This is a genomic window from Clostridium facile (genome assembly GCF_014297275.1).
GTDB lineage: Bacteria > Bacillota > Clostridia > Oscillospirales > Ruminococcaceae > Massilioclostridium > Massilioclostridium facile.
This window is the reverse complement of the sequence record NZ_JACOQK010000001.1, coordinates 2,635,216-2,656,270: the sequence shown is the minus strand read 5'-3', so window position 1 is coordinate 2,656,270 and position 21,055 is coordinate 2,635,216. Positions and strand designations below refer to the sequence as shown.

At 40.1% G+C, this 21,055-nt stretch carries 16 protein-coding genes and 2 tRNA genes; 5 read left to right on the top strand and 13 right to left on the bottom strand.

Going from position 1 to position 21,055, the window contains the following annotated elements:
• Positions 1–234 precede the first annotated feature (234 nt).
• The 3 genes from H8Z77_RS11090 to H8Z77_RS11080 all read right to left on the bottom strand — a co-directional run bounded on the left by H8Z77_RS11090 (position 235) and on the right by H8Z77_RS11080 (position 1,517).
• A tRNA-Val gene (locus tag H8Z77_RS11090) sits at positions 235–310 on the bottom strand.
• Between the two features lie 38 nt (positions 311–348).
• Positions 349–424 (bottom strand) — tRNA-Ala (locus H8Z77_RS11085).
• Positions 425–797: 373 nt separating this feature from the next.
• A complete protein-coding gene (locus H8Z77_RS11080; RefSeq protein WP_069987078.1) occupies positions 798–1,517 on the bottom strand; it encodes a M23 family metallopeptidase in 720 nt (239 codons plus the stop codon).
• 377 nt (positions 1,518–1,894) lie between these two features.
• Here H8Z77_RS11080 and serC point away from each other — a divergent pair, with 377 nt between their 5' ends.
• The 3 genes from serC to H8Z77_RS11065 all read left to right on the top strand — a co-directional run bounded on the left by serC (position 1,895) and on the right by H8Z77_RS11065 (position 5,195).
• On the top strand, positions 1,895–2,980 hold the full coding sequence (gene serC, locus H8Z77_RS11075) for a 3-phosphoserine/phosphohydroxythreonine transaminase (RefSeq protein WP_069987077.1): 1,086 nt from the start codon (positions 1,895–1,897) through the stop codon (positions 2,978–2,980).
• A 29-nt stretch (positions 2,981–3,009) separates the two neighbouring features.
• Positions 3,010–4,173, top strand: coding sequence for a 3-phosphoglycerate dehydrogenase family protein (locus H8Z77_RS11070; RefSeq protein WP_186997037.1), 1,164 nt, complete (start codon positions 3,010–3,012; stop codon positions 4,171–4,173).
• Between the two features lie 323 nt (positions 4,174–4,496).
• Positions 4,497–5,195, top strand: coding sequence for a YoaK family protein (locus H8Z77_RS11065; protein WP_286165592.1), 699 nt, complete (start codon positions 4,497–4,499; stop codon positions 5,193–5,195).
• Between the two features lie 210 nt (positions 5,196–5,405).
• On the opposite strand, the gene malQ is transcribed toward H8Z77_RS11065, so the two are convergent.
• From malQ to H8Z77_RS11040, 5 genes are read right to left on the bottom strand one after another with little or no spacing between them, the layout of a single operon-like run.
• The gene (gene malQ / locus H8Z77_RS11060; protein WP_186997036.1) at positions 5,406–6,890 is read right to left on the bottom strand and encodes a 4-alpha-glucanotransferase; all 1,485 of its coding nucleotides are present in this window, start codon (positions 6,888–6,890) and stop codon (positions 5,406–5,408) included.
• Between the two features lie 13 nt (positions 6,891–6,903).
• The gene (locus tag H8Z77_RS11055; protein WP_186997035.1) at positions 6,904–9,261 is read right to left on the bottom strand and encodes a homocysteine S-methyltransferase family protein; all 2,358 of its coding nucleotides are present in this window, start codon (positions 9,259–9,261) and stop codon (positions 6,904–6,906) included.
• Positions 9,251–9,931 (bottom strand): vitamin B12 dependent-methionine synthase activation domain-containing protein, encoded by a 681-nt coding sequence (locus H8Z77_RS11050; RefSeq protein WP_083256326.1) that lies wholly within the window; start codon positions 9,929–9,931, stop codon positions 9,251–9,253. Before H8Z77_RS11050 ends, H8Z77_RS11055 begins: the two co-directional genes overlap by 11 nt.
• 11 nt (positions 9,932–9,942) lie before the next feature.
• Positions 9,943–10,812: a methylenetetrahydrofolate reductase [NAD(P)H] gene (metF, locus tag H8Z77_RS11045; RefSeq protein ID WP_186997034.1), complete on the bottom strand. Its 870-nt coding sequence runs from the start codon at positions 10,810–10,812 to the stop codon at positions 9,943–9,945.
• Positions 10,813–10,863: 51 nt separating this feature from the next.
• A complete protein-coding gene (locus H8Z77_RS11040; protein ID WP_186997033.1) occupies positions 10,864–12,108 on the bottom strand; it encodes a CapA family protein in 1,245 nt (414 codons plus the stop codon).
• 382 nt (positions 12,109–12,490) lie between these two features.
• On the opposite strand from H8Z77_RS11040, the gene H8Z77_RS11035 reads away from it, so the two are divergent.
• A complete protein-coding gene (locus tag H8Z77_RS11035; RefSeq protein WP_186997032.1) occupies positions 12,491–13,648 on the top strand; it encodes an iron-containing alcohol dehydrogenase in 1,158 nt (385 codons plus the stop codon).
• Between the two features lie 134 nt (positions 13,649–13,782).
• Positions 13,783–13,980 carry a nucleic acid-binding protein gene (locus H8Z77_RS11030; protein WP_186997031.1) on the top strand — a complete coding sequence of 66 codons (198 nt, stop codon included), beginning with the start codon at positions 13,783–13,785 and terminating at the stop codon, positions 13,978–13,980.
• A 190-nt stretch (positions 13,981–14,170) separates the two neighbouring features.
• Here H8Z77_RS11030 and ruvX read toward each other — a convergent pair whose 3' ends face one another.
• From ruvX to carA, 5 genes are all read right to left on the bottom strand, one after another.
• Complete coding sequence (gene ruvX / locus H8Z77_RS11025) at positions 14,171–14,608, bottom strand: Holliday junction resolvase RuvX (protein WP_186997030.1); 438 nt, start codon at positions 14,606–14,608, stop codon at positions 14,171–14,173.
• A gap of 250 nt (positions 14,609–14,858) precedes the next feature.
• The gene (locus tag H8Z77_RS11020) at positions 14,859–15,770 is read right to left on the bottom strand and encodes a dihydroorotate dehydrogenase (RefSeq protein WP_186997029.1); all 912 of its coding nucleotides are present in this window, start codon (positions 15,768–15,770) and stop codon (positions 14,859–14,861) included.
• Entirely contained in the window at positions 15,770–16,528 is a 759-nt protein-coding gene (locus H8Z77_RS11015; RefSeq protein WP_186997028.1) for a dihydroorotate dehydrogenase electron transfer subunit, read from the bottom strand. The genes H8Z77_RS11020 and H8Z77_RS11015 overlap by 1 nt, the downstream gene beginning before the upstream one ends.
• A gap of 82 nt (positions 16,529–16,610) precedes the next feature.
• Positions 16,611–19,814: a carbamoyl-phosphate synthase large subunit gene (gene carB / locus H8Z77_RS11010; protein ID WP_186997027.1), complete on the bottom strand. Its 3,204-nt coding sequence runs from the start codon at positions 19,812–19,814 to the stop codon at positions 16,611–16,613.
• A gap of 62 nt (positions 19,815–19,876) precedes the next feature.
• Complete coding sequence (gene carA / locus H8Z77_RS11005) at positions 19,877–21,028, bottom strand: glutamine-hydrolyzing carbamoyl-phosphate synthase small subunit (RefSeq protein ID WP_069987060.1); 1,152 nt, start codon at positions 21,026–21,028, stop codon at positions 19,877–19,879.
• Positions 21,029–21,055: the final 27 nt, after the last annotated feature.

Sequence of the window (21,055 nt, the reverse complement as noted above, 5' to 3'; positions counted from 1 at the left end):
CATACGATTGTATCGCAATCCTATTGTAAAGTAATGAAGCGGTATCTTCTATCATATTTAAACAAATTGTATCTTAAATCTTAGTAAAATCAAAATAACGATTTCAAAAATTTGATTTCATCATTATGTTAAAAAGAAAAAACATCTGGAAGGTATCTACCAGATGTTTTTTCAAATATTAATATTTAACATAATAAAAAAGTGGAACTACTGATTGGTAATTCCACTTTTGATTGGTGGGAACAATAGGGCTCGAACCTATGACCCTCTGCTTGTAAGGCAGATGCTCTCCCAGCTGAGCTATGCTCCCATTTAGAATCACACATCTCCACACTGTCAATGTGTGATTGGTGGAGACGATGGGGATCGAACCCACGACCTTCTGAATGCCATTCAGACACGCTCCCAGCTGCGCTACGCCCCCATAAGTTACTCAATTAGTATACCACAATTGAAATTGATTTGCAAGTGTTTTTTTACCATATTAATTTATAAAAAATAAGAGTTGATTTTTATTCCAGCCTAGAGATTGCTTTAACTGGAACTATTTTATCTTGCTTATATGCACTTTCGGTGCAATACAATAAAAATAAATTCTAACCTATAGATCTGATATAATGGAAACAATTATTCTATTTCAATTACAATTTATCCTCTATGCAAATAATAGCGTTAAAATTTTATTTTTTACTATATAATAATAATATAGAGATATAAAATGAAAAAGCTTTCCTTCATCACGGCGTACAGTTGCCACAAGAAAAGCTTTTTGAAAAAATATTATTTTTTATAATCAACTACTTGATTACACTAGTAGGGTCAATCCATTTTCCATCTTTTTTCATGCCAAAATGGAGATGGGAAGGTTCTGCTATTTCCAACTGGTTGGTGGTTCCAATGGTACCAATTACATCTCCAACCGCAACTGTTTGGTCTTGTTTTACCTGGGCAGTTTCAGATAACCCATAATAATAACTAGTATATCCATCGGCATGTTCTAATGTAATACAGGTTCCCCACATAGGGTCATTTTTGATTTCTTTAACTGTACCATCGCAACAGGCTTTCACTGGTGTATTGGCATCCCCTTTGATGTCAATCCCATCATGAGTTCGCCAATCCCCCATAGTTTCGGATTTTACTAATTCTCCATTGGAATATTCCTTGGTAATTTCTCCAGTAACAGGCATCGCATAGGTATTTGACTTTGCCTGTTTTGCTTGGGTAGCAGCGGAAGACACAGGTTCTTGAGAAGAAGCCGGCGCAGAAGAAGGAGCAGCAGAACTTACCTTTGGAATATCGCTTTTGGTATTATCTACATCTTTTGTTACATCGGAATATCCCCACTCACTGACACTGCTTGTAGAAGGAAGATTGAGGGAATCACCAGATAAATCCCCAATTGTTTTTGAAATTGCTACAGTAGTAGCGGTACCTACTGCAACTAAACTGATTGCCAATGCTATATAAAATCCTTTTCCGGAAAATTTTGATTTTCCGAACCTTAACTTTTTCATGCAATAATTCCTCCATTATTTTAAATTCACAAAACACCCCCTCAAAACAAAATTGTTTTAAAGTGGAACATTAGTATTATGGAACATTGGGATAATTTTTATACAAAGGAATTTTAGTTTTTTGCATATAATAAAGAAACAAAAATCTTTGGTTAAATTAACTAATAAAAACTGTTGATAATTGGTAGGTTTAAACTGTGTTTCAAAAATTATGTTAGATATTTAACATACCCATTGACGTACTATACTATTTAGGTCTATAATAGATTTAATATGTAATCTAACCTTATTCGTTAGATCACCATTATTCAGGGAACCTAACAATTGAATGGATTTCCTTATCATTATTACATTAAAATTTATTTGGAGGAATTACAATGAGCAGAGTCTACAATTTTAGCGCAGGACCGTCTATGATGCCGGAATGGGTGCTGAAAAAAGCTTCTAATGAGATGCTGGAATATGGAGCTACCGGGCAATCCGTTATGGAAATGTCACACCGTTCTAAAGAATATGAGGCAATTATTCGATCTTGTGAGTCTTTGCTTCGTGAATTGATGAATATTCCTGATAACTATAAAGTATTATTCTTACAGGGTGGGGCATCTTCTCAATTTGCTATGATTCCATTGAACTTGATGACCAAAAACCATAAAGCAGATTATGTGACAACAGGACAATGGTCTAAAAAAGCAATGGCAGAAGCAAAACGTTATGGTACTGTAAATGAGGTTGCTTCTTCTGCTGATAAAACATTTAGCTATATCCCGGATGTAGATGCAATGAAATTTGATCCAGAAGCTGATTACGTACATATTACATTAAACAACACTATTTATGGTACAAAGTGGCCAAAACTACCTGAAACAGGAAACGTTCCACTGGTAGCGGACATCAGCTCTATGGCTTTATCCGAGCCTTTGGATGTATCCAAATTTGGCGTGTTATATGCAGGAGCACAGAAAAACATGGGTCCAGCAGGTTTAACCGTTGTGATTATCCGAGAAGATTTAATTGGGGAACCACAAGAAGGCACTCCTACCATGTTCCAGTATAAAATCCATGCGGACAATGGTTCCATGTATAATACACCACCAACCTATTCCATCTATATGTGTGGTCTTGTTTGCCAATGGTTAAAAGAAGAAATTGGCGGCCTGGAAAATATGAAAAAAATCAACGAGGAAAAAGCAGCTATTTTATATGATTTCCTAGATCACTCTAAATTATTTAAAGGTACTGTAGAGCCAGGTTCCCGTTCTTTGATGAATGTTCCATTTGTTACTGGGGATGAAGAACTGGATAAAAAATTTGTAGCAGAAAGTAAAGCTGCTGGTTTTGTCAACTTAAAAGGGCACCGTACTGTAGGCGGTATGCGGGCTTCTATTTACAACGCAATGCCTGTAGAAGGAGTAAAAGCGTTGGTAGCATTTATGAAAAAATTTGAAGAAGAAAACGCCTAATCTTTGGTTTTACCATTGGAGGATTATTTATGTATAATATTAAAACTTTAAATAAGATTTCCCCAGTTGGATTAGAAAAGTTCCCTGCTACAGGGTACAACTATGGGGATGAAATCACCAATCCTGATGCTATTATGGTCCGTTCTGCTTCCATGCATGAATACGAATTTGAAAAATCCTTAAAATGTATTGCAAGAGCTGGAGCTGGCGTCAATAATATTCCACTAGATAAATGCGCAGAACAGGGCATCGTTGTATTCAACACCCCTGGTGCAAACGCAAATGCTGTAAAAGAACTAGTTATTTTAGCATTGCTGATGTCTTCCCGCCGGATTGTATCCGCAATTGAATGGGTAAAAGGCTTAGAAGGAACTGATGCTGAAATCACCAAACAATGCGAAAAAGGAAAATCCCAGTTTGCTGGCCCAGAAATCAAAGGCAAAAAATTAGGGGTTATTGGTTTAGGTGCTATCGGTGTTCTGGTGTGCAATGCTGCTGTTGAATTAGGTATGAAAGTATATGGATATGACCCATATGTTTCAGTTGATAACGCCTGGAATTTATCCCAAGCAGTAAACCATTCTAATTCCTTAAAAGAAATCTACGAAAACTGCGATTATATTACTATTCATGTTCCTGCAACACCGGACACAAAAGGGATGATTAACTCCGAAAGCATTGCAATGATGAAAAACGGTGTTCGCATTATCAACCTTGCCCGTGGTGAACTGGTAAATACCGCTGATGTGGCACAAGCTTTGGATGCCAATAAAATTGGCTGCTATGTAGCTGACTTTGCCAATAATGATTTATTAGGAAAAGAAAATGTCATCCTATTACCTCATTTAGGTGCATCTACTCCAGAATCCGAAGATAACTGTGCAAGTATGGCTGCGGAAGAACTGATGGATTTCTTAGAAAACGGAAATATCAAAAATTCTGTTAACATGCCAGCAGCTCATATGGATCGCACAGGTGATACAAGAATCTGTGTCATCCATAAAAATATAAAGAGCATTATCTCCCAGATAACCACTATGGTCTCTGATAATGGTTTAAATATTGAAAATATGGTGAACACTTCCCGTGGGGAATATGCTTATACCATGTTGGACGTTGATGGAAATGGTAATGTAGTAGAACAAAAATTAAACGAAATTGAAGGTGTTATCCGTATCCGTATCATTAAATAAAAAATTATTTTAGCCCATACAGAATTTCTGTATGGGCTTTTTTCATACAAAACACATGTCTAGTGAACCTTTCTGTTAAAATTAATCCTTTGTTCTATAAACGATTAAATTGATAAAGTATCTTTCTTCCTATTTAATGCTTCCTTATAATACGATAGCTTATGCTCTATTACGATAACCACAACTTTAAAATTGCAAGTTTTATAGAGCTTTATTTCATTTTATTCCTTTCTTTCTCCTTATTAATCTGGTATAATAAATAATGAATGACATATTTTATTTTTTATAATTCATATTATACCAAAAGAAAAGAGTGATGCTTCATGCCATTCAAAAAGGATAAGCAGATGTCCGAAACATTTTTGATTGGAGCGTTATTGGCTGTTACAGGCGGTTTTTTAGATGCTTATAGTTATTTATTACGTGGGCACGTGTTTGCCAATGCACAGACAGGAAATATTGTGCTATTGGGAGTTAATTTAGCAGGAGGAAAGTTTACTCAAGTATTGTATTATTTCATCCCTATTGTTGCCTTTGCAGCTGGAATACTGGTATCTGAATTAATCCGAAGAACCTTTCGGGAACATACTAATATCCATTGGAGGCAGATTACTGTTGGTGCAGAATTTATCATATTACTTATAGTTGCTTTTATTCCTAGAGGGACATTCGATGTAATCGCAAATGTGTCAATTTCTTTTATCTGTTCTCTACAAGTACAAAGTTTCCGCAAAGTAAATGGGAACGCATACGCCACTACAATGTGTACCGGGAATTTACGCAGCGCCACTGAAAAACTCTTTCAATATCATATTACAAAAGACAAACAGGAACGGAATAAAAGTCTACAGTATTATGGCATCATCTTATTTTTTATTCTAGGAGCAGGAATAGGGGCTTGGTGTTCCCATTTTTTTGCGGAAAAATCTGTTCTAATCTGTTGTGCCCTTTTGTTGTCTGCTTTTTTGGTGATGTTTATCCAACCCTTATCACCGGAAAACCCAGAAAATTCTTCTATTTAGAGAGGTTACCAATTAACTATCGAAACAACTACTAAGTTACTTGTTTTTTTAAGGGTTTATCACTAATTTATCGTATAACCTTTAACTATAACATATAAAAAATTCTATACATTTATCCTTCTTAAAATGATTTGTATTAACTCCATAAAAAATAGGTAGGCAAAAAAGCCTACCTATTTTTCATTGCTTTATGGAAATCCACTGATGCTATTAATATGCTGCACGTTGATAGATTTCCGTTATTCTTCTCAATCGATGGGCTAATTCTGGTGTGATTGCATGGCGATCCATACGCCATTTCCAGTTCCAGCCTAAGGTAGAAGGGGTATTCATCTTTGCATCGTTATTTAGTTCCAGAATATCCTGCATTGGTGCAATGGCCAACTGAGAGGCTGTTCCCCATGCAGCACGGATAAAAGCCCAAGGCAACTGATCTTTTTGGGTTACATCCAAATAGTCCATGGCATATTCTACTTGATTTTGCGGCATACAATCTGCCCAGCCACGGACAGTATCATTATCATGGGTTCCAGTATAAACAACAGAATCTTTCCCACAGTTATGAGGAAGATACATATTATCTTCCCATGGATTAAACGCAAATTCCAGCACTTTCATCCCTGGGAATCCACATTTCTCCAGCAGCTCAAACACACTTGGCGTCAAAAAGCCCAGGTTTTCCGCTATAATATGCTGTTTTCCCAAAGCTTTTTCTATCTCCTGGAACAGCTCATAGCCCGGTCCCTGTTCCCAATGCCCATTTTCCGCCGTTTTATCCCCGTAAGGGATCGCGTAATATTCATCAAATCCACGGAAATGGTCAATCCGGATGACATCAAATAACTTGCTAGCCATTGCTGTCCGTTGAATCCACCATTGGTATCCATTTTGTTTCATTGCATCCCAATGATACAGAGGATTCCCCCATAGTTGTCCAGTGGGGCTAAATCCATCTGGAGGACATCCCGCTACTTGTATAGGACGTTTTGTTTTCTGGTCCAGTTGGAATAATTCTGGATTTGCCCAAACATCCGAACTATCCAACGCAACATAAATAGGCATATCCCCAATTAGCAAAATTCCTTTTTCATTCGCATATTGTTTCAGCGCTTTCCATTGGCGATAGAAATAAAACTGCATAAACTTCTGAAACCGAATTTGCTTACTACAGACCTGTTGATATATTTTCATTGCCATCGGGAACCTAGTCGCAACCCCTTCATCCCAGGAAAGCCAACATTGGTTTCCAAACCGTTCCTTGATTGCCATATAGCAGGCATAATCATCCAACCAAAATCGGTTTTCCTCTAAAAATTGCTGATACTCCAGGTTCTCTTTTAAATGGGAACGGGAAAATGCCAACTTTAACAAATGGTAACGGGAAGTATACATCTTTTCGTAATCCACATAATGTTCACTTCCACCAAAATCACATTGTTGGATTTCTTCTTCCAACAATAACCCTTCTTGCTGCAAGAGTTCCAAATCAATAAAATAGGGGTTTCCCGCAAAAACAGAAAAACTCTGGTAAGGGGAATCCCCATACCCCGTTGGATTAACCGGAAGCACCTGCCAATATTTTTGCTTTGCTTCCCATAAAAAATCGACAAAATCATAAGCAGCCTTCCCCAAAGTACCAATGCCATATGGGGAAGGTAAACTGCTGATGTGCATTAATACACCGCTGCGCCTCACAGCTGCCCCCTCCTTATTCGTTGAACAGTCTTTGTGCTATCTGAACACCTTCCCGTCCATCTTTTACATAATAGTCTGCGCCCACAAAATCAGCGTACTCCTCATTTAATACTGCGCCGCCTACCATTACCTTGCAGTTTAATCCAGCATCCCGGATAGCGGTAATCGTATCTTTCATATTTTTTACCGTAGTTGTCATCAGTGCACTTAATCCAACTAATTGAATCTTTTGCTCTTTTGCTGTCTGCACTACTTTTTCAATTGGCACGTCCTTGCCCAAGTCAATGACATCATAACCGTAGTTTTCCAACAGCATTTTGGCAATATTCTTGCCAATATCATGGATATCCCCTAACACGGTTGCCACAATAATCTTTCCTTTGGATGCGGTTTTTTCTCCTTCTGAGAAATTTGCTTTTAGCACTTCAAAAGAGGCTTTTACTGCCTCAGCGGATTGCATCAACTGTGGCAAAAAAATCTTGCCTTTTTCATACCGGTCCCCTACAACATCTAGGGCAGGGATAAAATACTGGTCAATTAAATCCAATGGAGGGATGGTTTGCAACATCTCCTGTACTTTTACAGCGGCTTCCTCTTTTCTCCCCTGGATAATCATATCTTTTAAATCCAAATCGCCTACCACAGCAGCTGTTGTCTGGTCCGCATTGGCATATTTTTCAATATAATAGATAGCATCCCTATCTTGACAGTTGATAACGCGGAAGGTATCCACTGCTTTCATCATATCCACACTCATTGGATTTAAAATTGGAGCGTCCAAACCGGCACCAAATGCGGCGGATAAAAAAATGCTGTTTAGCAGTGGGCGGTTTGGCAAGCCAAACGAAACATTGCTCACACCCAGCACGGTTTTCACGCCAAGCCGTTGTTTTACCAGTTGAATCGCATGCAATGTATCCAATACAGCATCCTGCTGGGCAGAGGCTGTTAACGTCAAACAGTCAATCAAAATATCTTCTTTTGGAATCCCATAAGTTGCTGCAGTATCTACAATTTTTTTGGCAATGGCAAAACGGTCCTCCGCATGTTGTGGAATCCCAGATTCATCCAATGTCAATCCCACTACAACCGCACCATATTTTTTTACAATTGGGAATACTTGCGCCATATTTTCCGCCTTGCCGTTGACCGAGTTAATAATCGGGCGACCATTGCAAGCACGCACTCCACTTTCAATTGCCGCAATATCAGAACTGTCTACCTGGATCGGCAGATTGCTGACACTCTGCACTTCCCGGATGACCTCTGCAATCATGGCAGCTTCATCAATCTCTGGAAGCCCCACATTGACATCCAGTACATCAGCCCCGCTTTGTGTCTGGTCAATTGCTTCCCCAATAATATAGTCCATATGATGGGAACGGAGCGCTTCTTTCAGTTTCTTTTTTCCGGTTGGGTTAATTCTTTCCCCAATTACTGTCACACCATCATCCAAAATGACGGTGGTTGTACCAGAAGTAACTGCTGTCACTCTTTTTGGATGATTATGTACTACTGGAAGCTGATCTGCTACCTCCCGAAGTCCCCGGATAAAATCAGGAGTTGTTCCACAACATCCGCCAATAATGCGTACGCCTTGCTCCACCATCGGACGAACATAGCTAACAAATTCCTCTGGTGTAACATCATATACTGTCTGCCCTTCACGGATTTGTGGCAGACCTGCATTTGCCTGTACCATCACTGGAATTGTAGCGTAAGTTAATATCTGTTCTACCACTGGCGTGAGTTCTTTTGGCCCCAGAGAACAGTTTACGCCCAAAGCATCTACCCCTAAACTTTGCAATGTAATAGTACCTGTTACTGGGTCAGCTCCCACAAATGTTCTGCCATCCTCCTGGTAGGTTAAGGTACAAAAAACAGGTAGTTTTGTATGTTCCTTCGCAGCCAGAATTGCGGCTTTTACTTCATACAAATCGGACATGGTTTCCAATAAAATACAGTCTGCTCCAGCCTGTTCCCCTGCTACCATCTGTTCCCGGAAAGCTTCATAAGCTTCCTCAAATTTTAACGTTCCCATTGGCTCCATCAATTGTCCCAAAGGACCAATATCCAACGCCACAAATTTAGAGCCGGATTGTTTTGCCAGTTTAACACCAGCAGTAATAAGCTGTTCCACAGAATATTCGCAGTGCTCCAGTTTAAAACGGTTTGCCTGGAAAGTATTGGTGGTAATAATGTCTGAACCAGCTTGAACATATTCTCGGTGGATTTCAGAAACAATTTCAGGATGGGTGATATTAAAGCATTCTGGTAGGTCCCCTGTTTTCAATCCTTTTTTCTGGAGCATGGTTCCCATTGCTCCATCAAAAACCAAAATGTGTTCAGAAATATATTGTTTAACGTCCACAGGTTCGTCCCTCTTTTCGCAATTTACAAGTTTCACGGAATTGGCAAATATCACATGGTTTTGCTTTTTCCTGCTGCTGCCCCTGAGGTAAAAAGCCAATCAAGGCTGTTACTGATTTTCTGGGCAACATAATCAAGGTTGGTGTACAAGTTAATCCAATTTTTCGGGAAGTATCCAATAAACGGATAATTTCTGGCTGCTGCTCCAATGGTAAATCACCATAGCCAGGGCTAAAACGGAAATTCGTTGTGTATCCTTCCCTCGCGGCAACCTGCTTGATCTCCTCCTCTATGGTATCACAAACTTTCTCTATATATTCTGTCCCGCAGGAATCCAGCACCAAAGCTTTTGTCATAGACATTTTTTCTGCTACTTGGATTTGTTTTTCAAACGCAGCCCCCAAAGTGGCAGCCATTACAGCTACCCGCTTGGCATCTTTTAAATGTTCATAAATAGAATTGCCTTTTAAACGCAAGCTGGTATGGTCTAACACAATGCAGTCGTCTTCCGGATGGCAGTCAAAAATCTGATAGCAATATCTAGGAATTGAAAATACCTGGCATTGCTGAATACAAGAATTAATCATTTCATCTAGTCCGACATCGATTTTCTGCCCTTGATATCCCAGATAACGCAGCACTTCCTGTTTATCAATTGGTAAAAACTCCAATGTATTCTCTCCTATTTGGTCAATTGGTCAAATTTTGTTTTCGCGGCTTGCGCGATATGTGGTTTATTCATGGAATACACATGGATTTGATGGATTCCATGACGGTATAGATCCTCAATCTGCTCACAGGCATATTCGATTCCCGCTTGCCTTAGACTCTCAGGGTCATTTTCATATTGATGTAAAATGCGGATGATACGAGAAGGCAAACTTACTCCACAGGTGAAAATCATCCTCTGAACCTGGGATTTCCCTAAAATCGGCATAATCCCCGCAATCAACGGTGCTGTAACGCCATATTTTCTAGCTTCCTCATAGAAACGGTAGAACTGCTGGTTGTCAAAAAACAGCTGGGATACAAAAAAATCCGCACCAGCCTGCTGTTTTTGCAACAGATGGTCATAATTAGCCTGTAAATCAGCACAGTCAATATGACCTTCTGGATAACAGGCAGCCCCAACACAAAAGTCCCCTTGCTCTTTAATATAGGCAATCAGATCTTTCGCATACAAAAAATCTCCATTAGGATCTCCTGTAAAATCAACTGGGATATCCCCACGCAATGCCATAATATTATCAATCTGGTGTGCTTTTAGGTCCTGTAATGTCGCAGCAATAGTTTCTTTTTTCGCTGTGATTGCGGTTAAATGGGCTAATGATTCCACGCCAAATTTATTTTTAATAGCAGAAGCAATTTCAGTTGTCTTACCACTGTTTCCACTTCCTCCTGCCCCATAGGTAACGCTGATAAAAGCTGGTTTTAATGCTGTCATCTGATCCAATGACGCCATAATGGTTTCCGCGTCACTCTCTTTTTTAGGTGGAAATACCTCAAAAGAAATTTGAGGCTGGTTTTCCTGATATAACTCTTTTATTTTCATGCTATTCCAATCCTTTCTATCGAAAAAGGCCCTTTTTCTAATTCATCATTATCAATTTAATGTTGGATACTGAATAAAGTCACCTAATACTTGTTGTGCTAACGAATTTAATTCTTCTAAGGAAAAGCTGCTGTCATGCCGACGCATTCCATGTCTGGAAGCCAATTCCTGCGTGTATTCATTTAATTTATAGACACCAAAATTCCAGTTAGAGCGGCTTTCATAATGGGTTACCAATGGGGTGATGCCTGCATTGGTAATGCTGATTTCCTCCCCTGTTTTTTGTATTGTAATCCTTGCCATGCCACCCAGCATTCGTGGAGTCCTGTCCTGACAGGAAATTAAATTTCCTAAGGAGTAATAAACCAACATCTGTTTTCCATCTGGGCGAGTAACCCATTCCACCGGTTCCACTACATGAGGATGGGTCCCAATGACTATATCTACTCCTTGCTCTGCAAAAAACGTAGTGTACTCCTGTTGCATACTATCCGGCTCGTATACATATTCTGTACCCCAATGAGGAAGCACAATCACAACATCCGCCATGGTCTTTGCCTTGGCAATATCCTGCGCCATTTTTTCTTTATCCAGCATATCAACTAAATAAGGCTTATCTTCCGGTAAAGGGATACCGTTTAATCCATAGGTATAGTTTAAGAATGCCATTTTAATTCCGTTTTTCTCCATAACAGAAATTTCATTTTGTTCTTCCGGTGTTTCGTTCAACCCCAATGTCATAATCTCAGGATGGCTAGTTTTCCAGTAATCAATTGCGTTTTGGATTCCCTGATAGCCTTTATCCATCGAATGGTTGCTTGCCTGCTGTACTACATCAAAACCCGTGCGGACTAAAGTATCTCCCATTTCTTGCGGAGAGTTAAAACAAGGATAACCAGAATACCCTAAAGAGGCACCGCCTAAAATAGTTTCTTGGTTGATGATTGCCACATCAGCTTGCTCAATATCCGGCTTGATGTTCTGGAAATAGGAATCGTAATTATAAGTCCCATCCGGCTGTAACCCTCCGTCAATTACCGTATCGTGCATCAGGTTATCTCCAACCGCCACTAGGCTGACCTGAGTTGTTTTTGGCTCCTCAGGCTCAGAGGATGTTTCTTGGGAAGACTCTATTTCAGAAGAAGCAATAGAAGATGTTTCAAATTGGTTTACATCTCCTTGCTCGTTTACCGCCATCCAAGCTACAAAACCAATAATCGCCGCTACAAATACAAAAAATAAAATCAGTTGTATCGGCCGTGCTATTCCTTTTCCTTTTTTATGATGTACTGCCATAGGCTACCTCCAAACAAATTTCTCTTTCATATTCTATATTTAAGCATAATATGAGTAATTTTTACTTATTTCAAGTATACCAAAAACAACCTAAAACGGCAACTGTTTTCAAGATTTCGCCTGTAAGTTTCTAATTATTTCTAGATATCAATTTTTCTTATATCAATCATAAAAACACTCAAATTACAAATATACATATGGATAAAGTTGAATTTTAAGAAAACAAAAATAATATTGGCAAATACTCTGAATGCCTCCTATTTGACATACTGGAATATTACAGAACAAAAATAAAATTTTTTAGTAAATATCATTATTGTGTTTTAATTTTAATTGTGTTACACTGAAACATAGAATCATTCGCGATAAGGAGGAAACAATTATGGAACCATTTATTTATCATATTCCTACTAAAATTTATTTTGGAAAAGGTCAAATAGAACATTTAGCGGATGCTTTAAAACCATACGGTAATAAAGTTCTGCTTGTCTATGGTGGCGGAAGTATCAAAAAAAATGGGATTTACGACCGTGTTACTGATATTCTAAAAGAAAACGGGTTCACTTATGAAGAGCTTTCTGGTGTGGAACCCAATCCAAGAATTACCACAGTACGGAAAGGGGTACAAATCTGCAAGCAAAAAGGGATTGAAGTTGTATTGCCAATTGGTGGTGGCTCTACGATTGACTGTGCGAAGGTGGTAGCTGCTGGGGCATGCTATGACGGCGATCCATGGGATATTGTACAGGATGCCAGCTGTGTTACAAAAGTACTGCCAATTGTCACCATCTTGACTCTCTCCGCAACGGGTTCAGAAATGGATACCTTCGCTGTTATTTCTGATATGGATGCTAACGATAAATTGGGTACAGGACATCCTTTGATGCGACCAATGGCTTCTATTTTGGATCCAAGCTATACAGAAACGGTAAGCGCATATCAAACAGCGGCTGGTACAGCGGATATTATGTCACATATTTTTGAAGCATATTTTTCCAATGTCCAAGGATATATGCAGGACCGTATGGCAGAAGGCCTACTAAAGACTTGTATCCATTATGGGGCCTATGCGGTTAAACATCCAGATGATTACGAAGCTCGGGCAAATCTGATGTGGGCGAGCAGTTGGGCAATTAACGATTTTCTAAAACTTGGAAAAGTAGTGGAATGGACAGTCCATCCAATGGAACATGAACTTAGCGCTTATTATGATATTACCCATGGCGTAGGGCTTGCGATTTTAACTCCACACTGGATGCGTTATGTATTAAACGACAATACAGTTAAAAAATTCAGGGAATATGGCATTAATGTATGGGGGATTTCCTCCGATTTAGATGATTATGAAATTGCAAATAAAGCAATCGACCAAACTGCTGCTTATTTCAAAGAGATGGGATTGCCATCTACCTTAACTGAAGTTGGAATTGGAACAGAAAAACTGGATATTATGGCGCAAAAAGCAGCTTCTGCTCTGGAACACGCTTATATGCCATTAAATGCAGAACAGGTAAAAGAAATTTATATGGCAGCATTATAATCAGACGTGCCTTTTAACCAAGATTTGCATCTTAAAATACAAATCGCACTTTGTTCTAATAAATCTCTTCTAAATTGATACTATGCCATTTTATTGATTATAATAAAATAGTTGAAAATTTTGGAGGTATGGAAATGAGAGATTGTATTCGATGTGGAAGCGAAATGAAAGAAAACTGTGCAATAAAAGTGGAGGGTGCTGGATATGGAATTGTCCTATCTTCCGATGAAAAGAAATTATTTGGTGGCAGAATGGGAAAACCAAAAGTTGCGATCTGCCCGAAATGTGGGGAAGTTTCTATTTATATAAAAGATATCGAAAAACTCAAATAGATCCTATCATTTACTGAAATGATGACTTACATAGAGGACTGATACTAGCTTATTCTAGGACACTGAATAACGCTTTATCATGTATGGAACCAGACAACATACTATCTGGTTTCTTCCCTATTAAATCAAATAAAAAAGCATCGGAGATTTTTTCTCCGATGCTTTTTTATTTGTTGTTTTCATGCAAGGATTATATGGACTCTTTTTCCTCTGGATGGTTTTTCCGATAATCCAAATAGCTTTCCAGTATAATAGTAGCTGCTACCTCATCAATCATATCTTTCCGCTTTTGTCCACGGATATCGTTTTCATTTAAATATTTTTCTGCCAGCATGGTTGTCTGCCGTTCATCCCACATTTTAATCGGCAGTGGGATAACTTCCCCTAATTTATTTGCAAATTCCTGGCATTTTTCCGCACGGCTTCCACAACTACCATCCATATTTTTTGGCAAACCAATAATCACCATCTGCACGCCATATTCTTTGGCGGCGACAGCAACCTTTTGTACCAACATATGAAAATTCTTTTCATGTATTACGCCAATTGGAGAAGCCAAAAATTCGGTACGGTCGCATACCGCTAACCCTGTCCGTGCTTCCCCCAAATCTACCGCCATAATTTTCATACCATATCTCCTAATTTATGTTTTATATCATTGTGCAGAACAAAGGATTTTCCTCAATCAAATTCTGCAACTTATTTTAAAGAAACTACTGCTTCCTCTTTGCTATCTATCCAGTCAAATACTGAACCGTACAATCTTTTATGAAAAAACAGCCCATTTATCACCAACTGACCGAGCTATAATCATAAAAACCCGACCAATCCACATGGTCAACTGCTAACATTATATTTATAATACTATTTTTCCATCGTTACCAGGGCTGTACACTGCCTACAATCTCCTGTACTGTTTGAATATCATTCTCCTCTAAATACTGGTTTAGACCTTCCAAAATTTCTATTGGTGCCATCGGATTGCTGAACAACGCCGCACCGATCTGGAACGCAGCCGCTCCAGCCATCATCATTTCCACAGCGTCCTGCCAACGGGAAATACCACCCATCCCTACGACTGGAATATTCACTGCATTGGCAACTTGCCAAACCATCCGCACCGCAATTGGAAAAACTGCTGGTCCAGACATACCACCCACATTCTGCTTTAGAATTGGACGCCTGCTGTTGATGTCAATTCTCATCCCTAACAAAGTATTGATTAAAGATACAGCATCCGCTCCTTCGGACTCTACTGCTTTTGCAATCTCGGTAATATCGGTTACATTTGGGGAGAGTTTAACCATCAACGGTTTTTTGGTCGCTTTCCGCACGGCTTTTGTAATCTCAGCCGCACTAGTGCAGGAAGTTCCAAATGCTGCACCGCCGTGTTTTACATTTGGGCAGGAAATATTCAGTTCAATCATATGGACATCTGTTTCGTCCAAACGGGAGCAAACTTCCACACAATCCTCAATCGTGCTTCCCGCAATATTTGCAACAATGGTCACATCTTTTTGCAACAGGTAAGGCAATCCTTCCTGAATAAAGTGGTCTAATCCTGGATTTTCTAACCCAACCGAGTTCAACATCCCAGCCGGTGTTTCCGCAACCCTAGGGGCTGGATTTCCAAAACGGGGTTCCAAAGTAGTCCCTTTAGTAGAAATTCCTCCTAATATACTTAAAGGATATAATTGCTCATATTCCTTCCCATAGCCAAATGCCCCAGAAGCTGTAATTAGAGGATTTTTAAATGGAACACCTGCAATTTTTACGGATAAATCTGCCATTAGAACTGCACCTCCTCTGCCGGGAACACAGGGCCATCTTTACAAACATGAGCACTGAACTCTTCCCCATTTTTCACTAGTTTACACTGGCATACAAGACAGGCTCCTACACCGCATGCCATCCGTTCTTCCAAAGAAACCTCGCATGGAATGTTGTGCTGTTTTGCCATCTCCACAATCCCCTTTAACATGAGTTTGGGTCCACAAGCATAAATCATTGCAGGGGTACTCTGTTTTAAATGTTCTTCCAATGCCTGGGTTACAAAACCATGAACGCCCATTGTCCCGTCATCAGTACACACAGTCACATCAGCGCCATATTGGGTGAAATCTTCCTTTAAAATCACTTTGGAGGCAGTTTGGAATCCAATAATCGCTTTGGCTTGTGTTCCATAGTGTTTTGCCACTTCCAACATTGGTGAAACGCCGATTCCTCCCCCTAATACAACAATTGGTTTCTCTGGTTCCAACAAGGTAAACCCATGGCCCAAAGGAGCCAATAAGTCAATCATATCCCCTTGGTTTATCCTCGTCATTGCTTCTGTACCTTCTCCACGAACATCAAATACAATGCGGATTGCCTTTTCTGTCACTTCACAGATAGAGATTGGGCGGCGTAGACTAAAGCCTTCCACTTTTACATGTACAAACTGGCCTGCCTGTGCTTCCTGTGCTACTTCTGGGCACTCAATCCACAGGCTATAGGTATTTTTCGCCAGGTTTTCTTTTTTTAAAACCAAATATTTTCCTGTTTTCATACGGCCTCCTATTCAGATAGTACGATTGCACCATGCGAAAATTCCACATGGTGCAATCTGGTTTTCGCCTTACGTAACAAGGCTAAATTTTTGTGATATCAACCATTTCCACATCTTGGATGGTGCGGTGAGTAGCCAGACAGTCAGCCAGCGCATTGGCGGTATCCAAGGAAGTCAAACATGGGATGGATAATTCCACTGTTTTACGGCGGATTTTTACACTATCCCGTGCTGGAATCCTACCTTTTGCGGAGGTGGAAATCACATAATCAATTTTACCGCTTTCAATCAATTTCATGGTATTATGTTCTGGATCCTCATGGATCTTTTTCACCACGTTTGTTGGGATCATATTGTTGTTCAATCTGCTAGCAGTTCCAGCGGTAGCGTAAAGGGTGTATCCCATATCCGCGAATTTTTCCGCTACATCCACAATTTCCTGTTTGTCGCTGTCACGTACTGTGATAAACACACCTTTTTTGTCCTGTCTGTCGCCCATTTCATAGCCAGCGGCAATCAGACCTTTTAACAGGGCGTCTTCAAAGGTTTTCGCAATCCCCAAAACTTCACCGGTGGATTTCATTTCAGGCCCCAACTGAATATCCACATTGTGCAGTTTCTCAAAACTGAATACTGGAACTTTTACAGCTACGTAATCCCCTACTGGATATAATCCTGTACCATAACCCAAATCTTTTAATTTAGCGCCAAACATAATTTTGGTTGCTAAATCCACCATTGGAACATTGGTTACTTTACTGATATATGGAACCGTTCTGGAAGAACGTGGGTTTACCTCAATGACATATACCTGACCGTTATATACCACATATTGGATATTTAACAAACCGTATACCTTTAATTCCAGAGCCAGTTTACGGGTGTAATCAATAATGGTTTCCTGAATGGATTTAGACAAGTTCTGTGCGGGATAGACAGAAATCGAGTCCCCAGAGTGAACTCCAGCACGTTCAATATGTTCCATAATACCTGGAATCAGGAAATCCTCTCCATCACAGATAGCGTCAACTTCCACTTCAACGCCCATCATGTATTTATCTACCAAAACAGGGTTTTCAATTTCATGGGAAGTAATAATCGCCATGTATTCGATAATATCCTTGTCAGAATGGGCAATGATCATATTTTGTCCACCCAATACATAGGAAGGACGGAGCAGCACAGGATAGCCCAAACGGTCAGCAGAAGCCAACGCTTCTTCCGTTGTAAATACCGTTTCACCAGCTGGACGTGGGATTCCACATTTCTCCAATACTTCATCAAAACGTTCCCTATCTTCCGCAGCGTCAATGCTGTCGGCAGAAGTCCCCAGAATTGGCACACCCATTTCCTGCAATTTTTTAGTCAGTTTAATGGCTGTTTGTCCGCCAAACTGAACCACAACGCCATAAGGTTTTTCGGTGGCAATAATATTGGCTACATCCTCAATATAAACTGGGTCGAAGTACAGGCGGTCACCTGTGTTATAGTCAGTGGAAACAGTTTCTGGGTTATTGTTGCAGATAATTGCCTCATAACCCAATTCTTTCAGCGTCCACACACAGTGTACCGAACAGTAGTCAAACTCGATACCCTGCCCAATGCGAATTGGACCGGAGCCAAATACAATTACTTTCTTCTTACCAGTATTGGTACGTTCAATAAACTGTTCCGCTTCATTTTCCTCATCATAGGTGGAATAGAAATACGGTGTTTGCGCCTTAAATTCAGCGGCACAGGTATCAACCATTTTATAAACAGCAGTCTTTTTATTTTGGATTTTCTGTCCGGATAGACGTTCAATGGTGCTGTCCAGGAAGCCAAAATCCTTCGCACGGGCATAGAGTTCATCAGTTAATTCCTGATGTTCCAGCATCTCCTCAATTTGCGCGATATTTTTCAATTTTGCCAGGAACCATTCGTCAAACATTGTAATCTCATGAATCCGTTCAAATGGAATTCCCCGTTTTACTGCCTGGTAAACCACAAAAATACGGCGGTCATCTACTTGGGATAATAACTCTTCGATTTCTGCGTCTGTCTTATCCTGATACTCTGGCAGATCCAATGTATCCAGTCCCAATTCAATCCCACGGACGGATTTCATCATTGCCTGCTCAAATGTGGTACCAATACTCATGACTTCCCCAGTAGCTTTCATCTGGGTTCCCAATTTTCTCTTAGCATAAACAAATTTATCAAATGGCCATTTTGGGAATTTTACTACCACATAATCCAATGCTGGTTCAAAGCAAGCATAGGTGGAACCGGTAACCTGGTTCACGATTTCATCTAATGTATATCCAATGGCAATTTTGGTTGCCACTTTTGCGATTGGATAACCGGTTGCTTTAGAAGCCAATGCGGAAGAACGGGATACACGTGGGTTTACCTCAATTACCGCATAGTCAAAGCTTTCTGGGTGCAGAGCAAACTGGCAGTTACAGCCGCCTTCTACTTTCAACTCATTGATGATATCCAATGCCGCAGTACGAAGCATCTGGTATTCACGGTCACTCAAAGTCAACGCAGGGGCAACGACAATACTGTCCCCAGTATGTACCCCAACTGGGTCCACATTTTCCATGGAGCAGACGGTGATTACATTGGATTTGGAGTCACGGATTACTTCAAATTCAATTTCTTTCCAACCGCTGATGCATTTTTCCACCAGGATTTGGGTAATTGGGGAAAGGCGAAGTCCGTTTGTGGCGATTTCTTCAAATTCCTCAAATGTTTCCGCAATACCGCCCCCTGTACCGCCCAAAGTAAATGCTGGACGGATAATTACTGGTAGGCCAATTTCATGGGCAAATGCCTTTGCATCCTCCAGATTTTCCACTACTTTGGAAGGGATACAAGGCTGTCCGATTTTCTCCATAGTATCCTTAAATTCCTGGCGGTCCTCCGCTTTATCAATGGTTTCCGGGTTTGCGCCCAACAGTTTTACATTGTGCTTATCCAAAAATCCATCCTTTGCCAACTGCATGGAAAGGGTCAAGCCAGTCTGTCCGCCTAAAGTGGACAAAAGGCTGTCCGGTTTTTCAATTTCAATGATCCGTTTTACGGATTCCAATGTCAATGGCTCAATATAAATATGGTCTGCCATTGCCTTATCCGTCATAATCGTAGCAGGGTTAGAGTTGATCAATACAACTTCCAAGCCTTCTTCTTTTAAAGCAGTACACGCCTGTGCGCCTGCATAGTCAAATTCAGCGGCCTGCCCAATGATAATTGGACCAGAACCGATTACAAGTACTTTTTTAATATCCTGTCTTAACGGCATGAGTGAACCTCCTAATTCATCTTACTGCGGTAGCCCGCTTGTCCTACTCGTTTTTCGGTTGATTATTGATTCCTTTTGTGGTCTTCGATCAATTTCATAAAACGGTCAAACAAATAATCAGTATCCAGTGGACCCCCTCTTGCCTCTGGGTGGAACTGTACTGTAAAGGCTGGAGCGTTAAAATATTCAACCCCTTCACAGGTTCCATCATTTGCGTTTACATGGCTCACTCTGCCAACACCTTCTGGAATGCTGTCCCCTACAACGGCATAACCATGGTTTTGGCTGGTTACCAATGTCTGGTCAATATTCAAATCTATTACTGGCTGGTTGGAACCACGATGGCCGTACTTTAATTTTTCAGTTCTTGCGCCATTTGCCAGTGCCATTAACTGATGCCCCAGACAAATACCGAATATCGGAATCTGCATTTTTACTAACTCTCGGATAGTCTCAATTACTTCCACATTTTCCGCTGGGTTACCTGGTCCATTAGAGAGCATAATGCCATCCGGGTTCAATTCCTTCACCTGTTCTGCAGTAGTATTGTATGGAACAACGGTAACTTTACAATTCCTTCTTGCCAGGCATCTTGCAATATTATATTTATATCCAAAATCAAACAATACAATATGGAAATTGTTATTGGTATTTGGTTTGGTGGAAGGCAATACCGCTGTCATTTTATCCGAAATATTGTCTACAAAATCAACAATCTGTTTGCCGGAAACAGATTTTACCGCATCAGTGATTTCAAATTCACGGATTTGCTTTAACGCTGCTTCTTTATCTGTAATTGGCTCGGTGGTTACCATGCCGTTCATAACACCAAATTCGCGGATCTTTCTAGTTAAGCTACGGGTATCAATGCCGTAAATTCCAATTACACCCTGTTGCTGTAGAAAAGTATTGATATCCCCTTCACAGCGGAAATTGGATGGCTGGTCACACCACTCCCGTACAATATATCCTTTTAGGTAAATGCGGTCACTTTCGTGGTCCATCTGGTTGACGCCGTAGTTTCCAATCAGAGGAAAGGTCTGCGTTACAATCTGGCCATAATAGCTTGGGTCGGTTAAAGTTTCCCCATAGCCGGTCATACCTGTAGTAAACACAACCTCACCAATAGTTGTGCCTGTTGCCCCAAAGCTGTATCCCTCAAACAAGGTACCATCGCTCAGCAACAAATACGCTTTTTTGGTATGTTCTAACATAGTTACCTCCTAAATCAATCCTGTTCT

Bases quoted from the DNA above. Each gene is read 5' to 3' on its own strand.
- ruvX (WP_186997030.1), bottom strand. From the start codon at position 14,608: ATGAAAATTATGGCGGTAGATTTGGGGGAAGCACGGACAGGGTTAGCG.
- carB (WP_186997027.1), bottom strand. From the start codon at position 19,814: ATGCCGTTAAGACAGGATATTAAAAAAGTACTTGTAATCGGTTCTGGT.
- H8Z77_RS11070 (WP_186997037.1), top strand. From the start codon at position 3,010: ATGTATAATATTAAAACTTTAAATAAGATTTCCCCAGTTGGATTAGAA.
- H8Z77_RS11065 (WP_286165592.1), top strand. From the start codon at position 4,497: ATGCCATTCAAAAAGGATAAGCAGATGTCCGAAACATTTTTGATTGGA.
- H8Z77_RS11030 (WP_186997031.1), top strand. From the start codon at position 13,783: ATGAGAGATTGTATTCGATGTGGAAGCGAAATGAAAGAAAACTGTGCA.
- carA (WP_069987060.1), bottom strand. From the start codon at position 21,028: ATGTTAGAACATACCAAAAAAGCGTATTTGTTGCTGAGCGATGGTACC.
- H8Z77_RS11015 (WP_186997028.1), bottom strand. From the start codon at position 16,528: ATGAAAACAGGAAAATATTTGGTTTTAAAAAAAGAAAACCTGGCGAAA.
- H8Z77_RS11020 (WP_186997029.1), bottom strand. From the start codon at position 15,770: ATGGCAGATTTATCCGTAAAAATTGCAGGTGTTCCATTTAAAAATCCT.
- H8Z77_RS11080 (WP_069987078.1), bottom strand. From the start codon at position 1,517: ATGAAAAAGTTAAGGTTCGGAAAATCAAAATTTTCCGGAAAAGGATTT.
- H8Z77_RS11040 (WP_186997033.1), bottom strand. From the start codon at position 12,108: ATGGCAGTACATCATAAAAAAGGAAAAGGAATAGCACGGCCGATACAA.
- metF (WP_186997034.1), bottom strand. From the start codon at position 10,812: ATGAAAATAAAAGAGTTATATCAGGAAAACCAGCCTCAAATTTCTTTT.
- H8Z77_RS11035 (WP_186997032.1), top strand. From the start codon at position 12,491: ATGGAACCATTTATTTATCATATTCCTACTAAAATTTATTTTGGAAAA.
- serC (WP_069987077.1), top strand. From the start codon at position 1,895: ATGAGCAGAGTCTACAATTTTAGCGCAGGACCGTCTATGATGCCGGAA.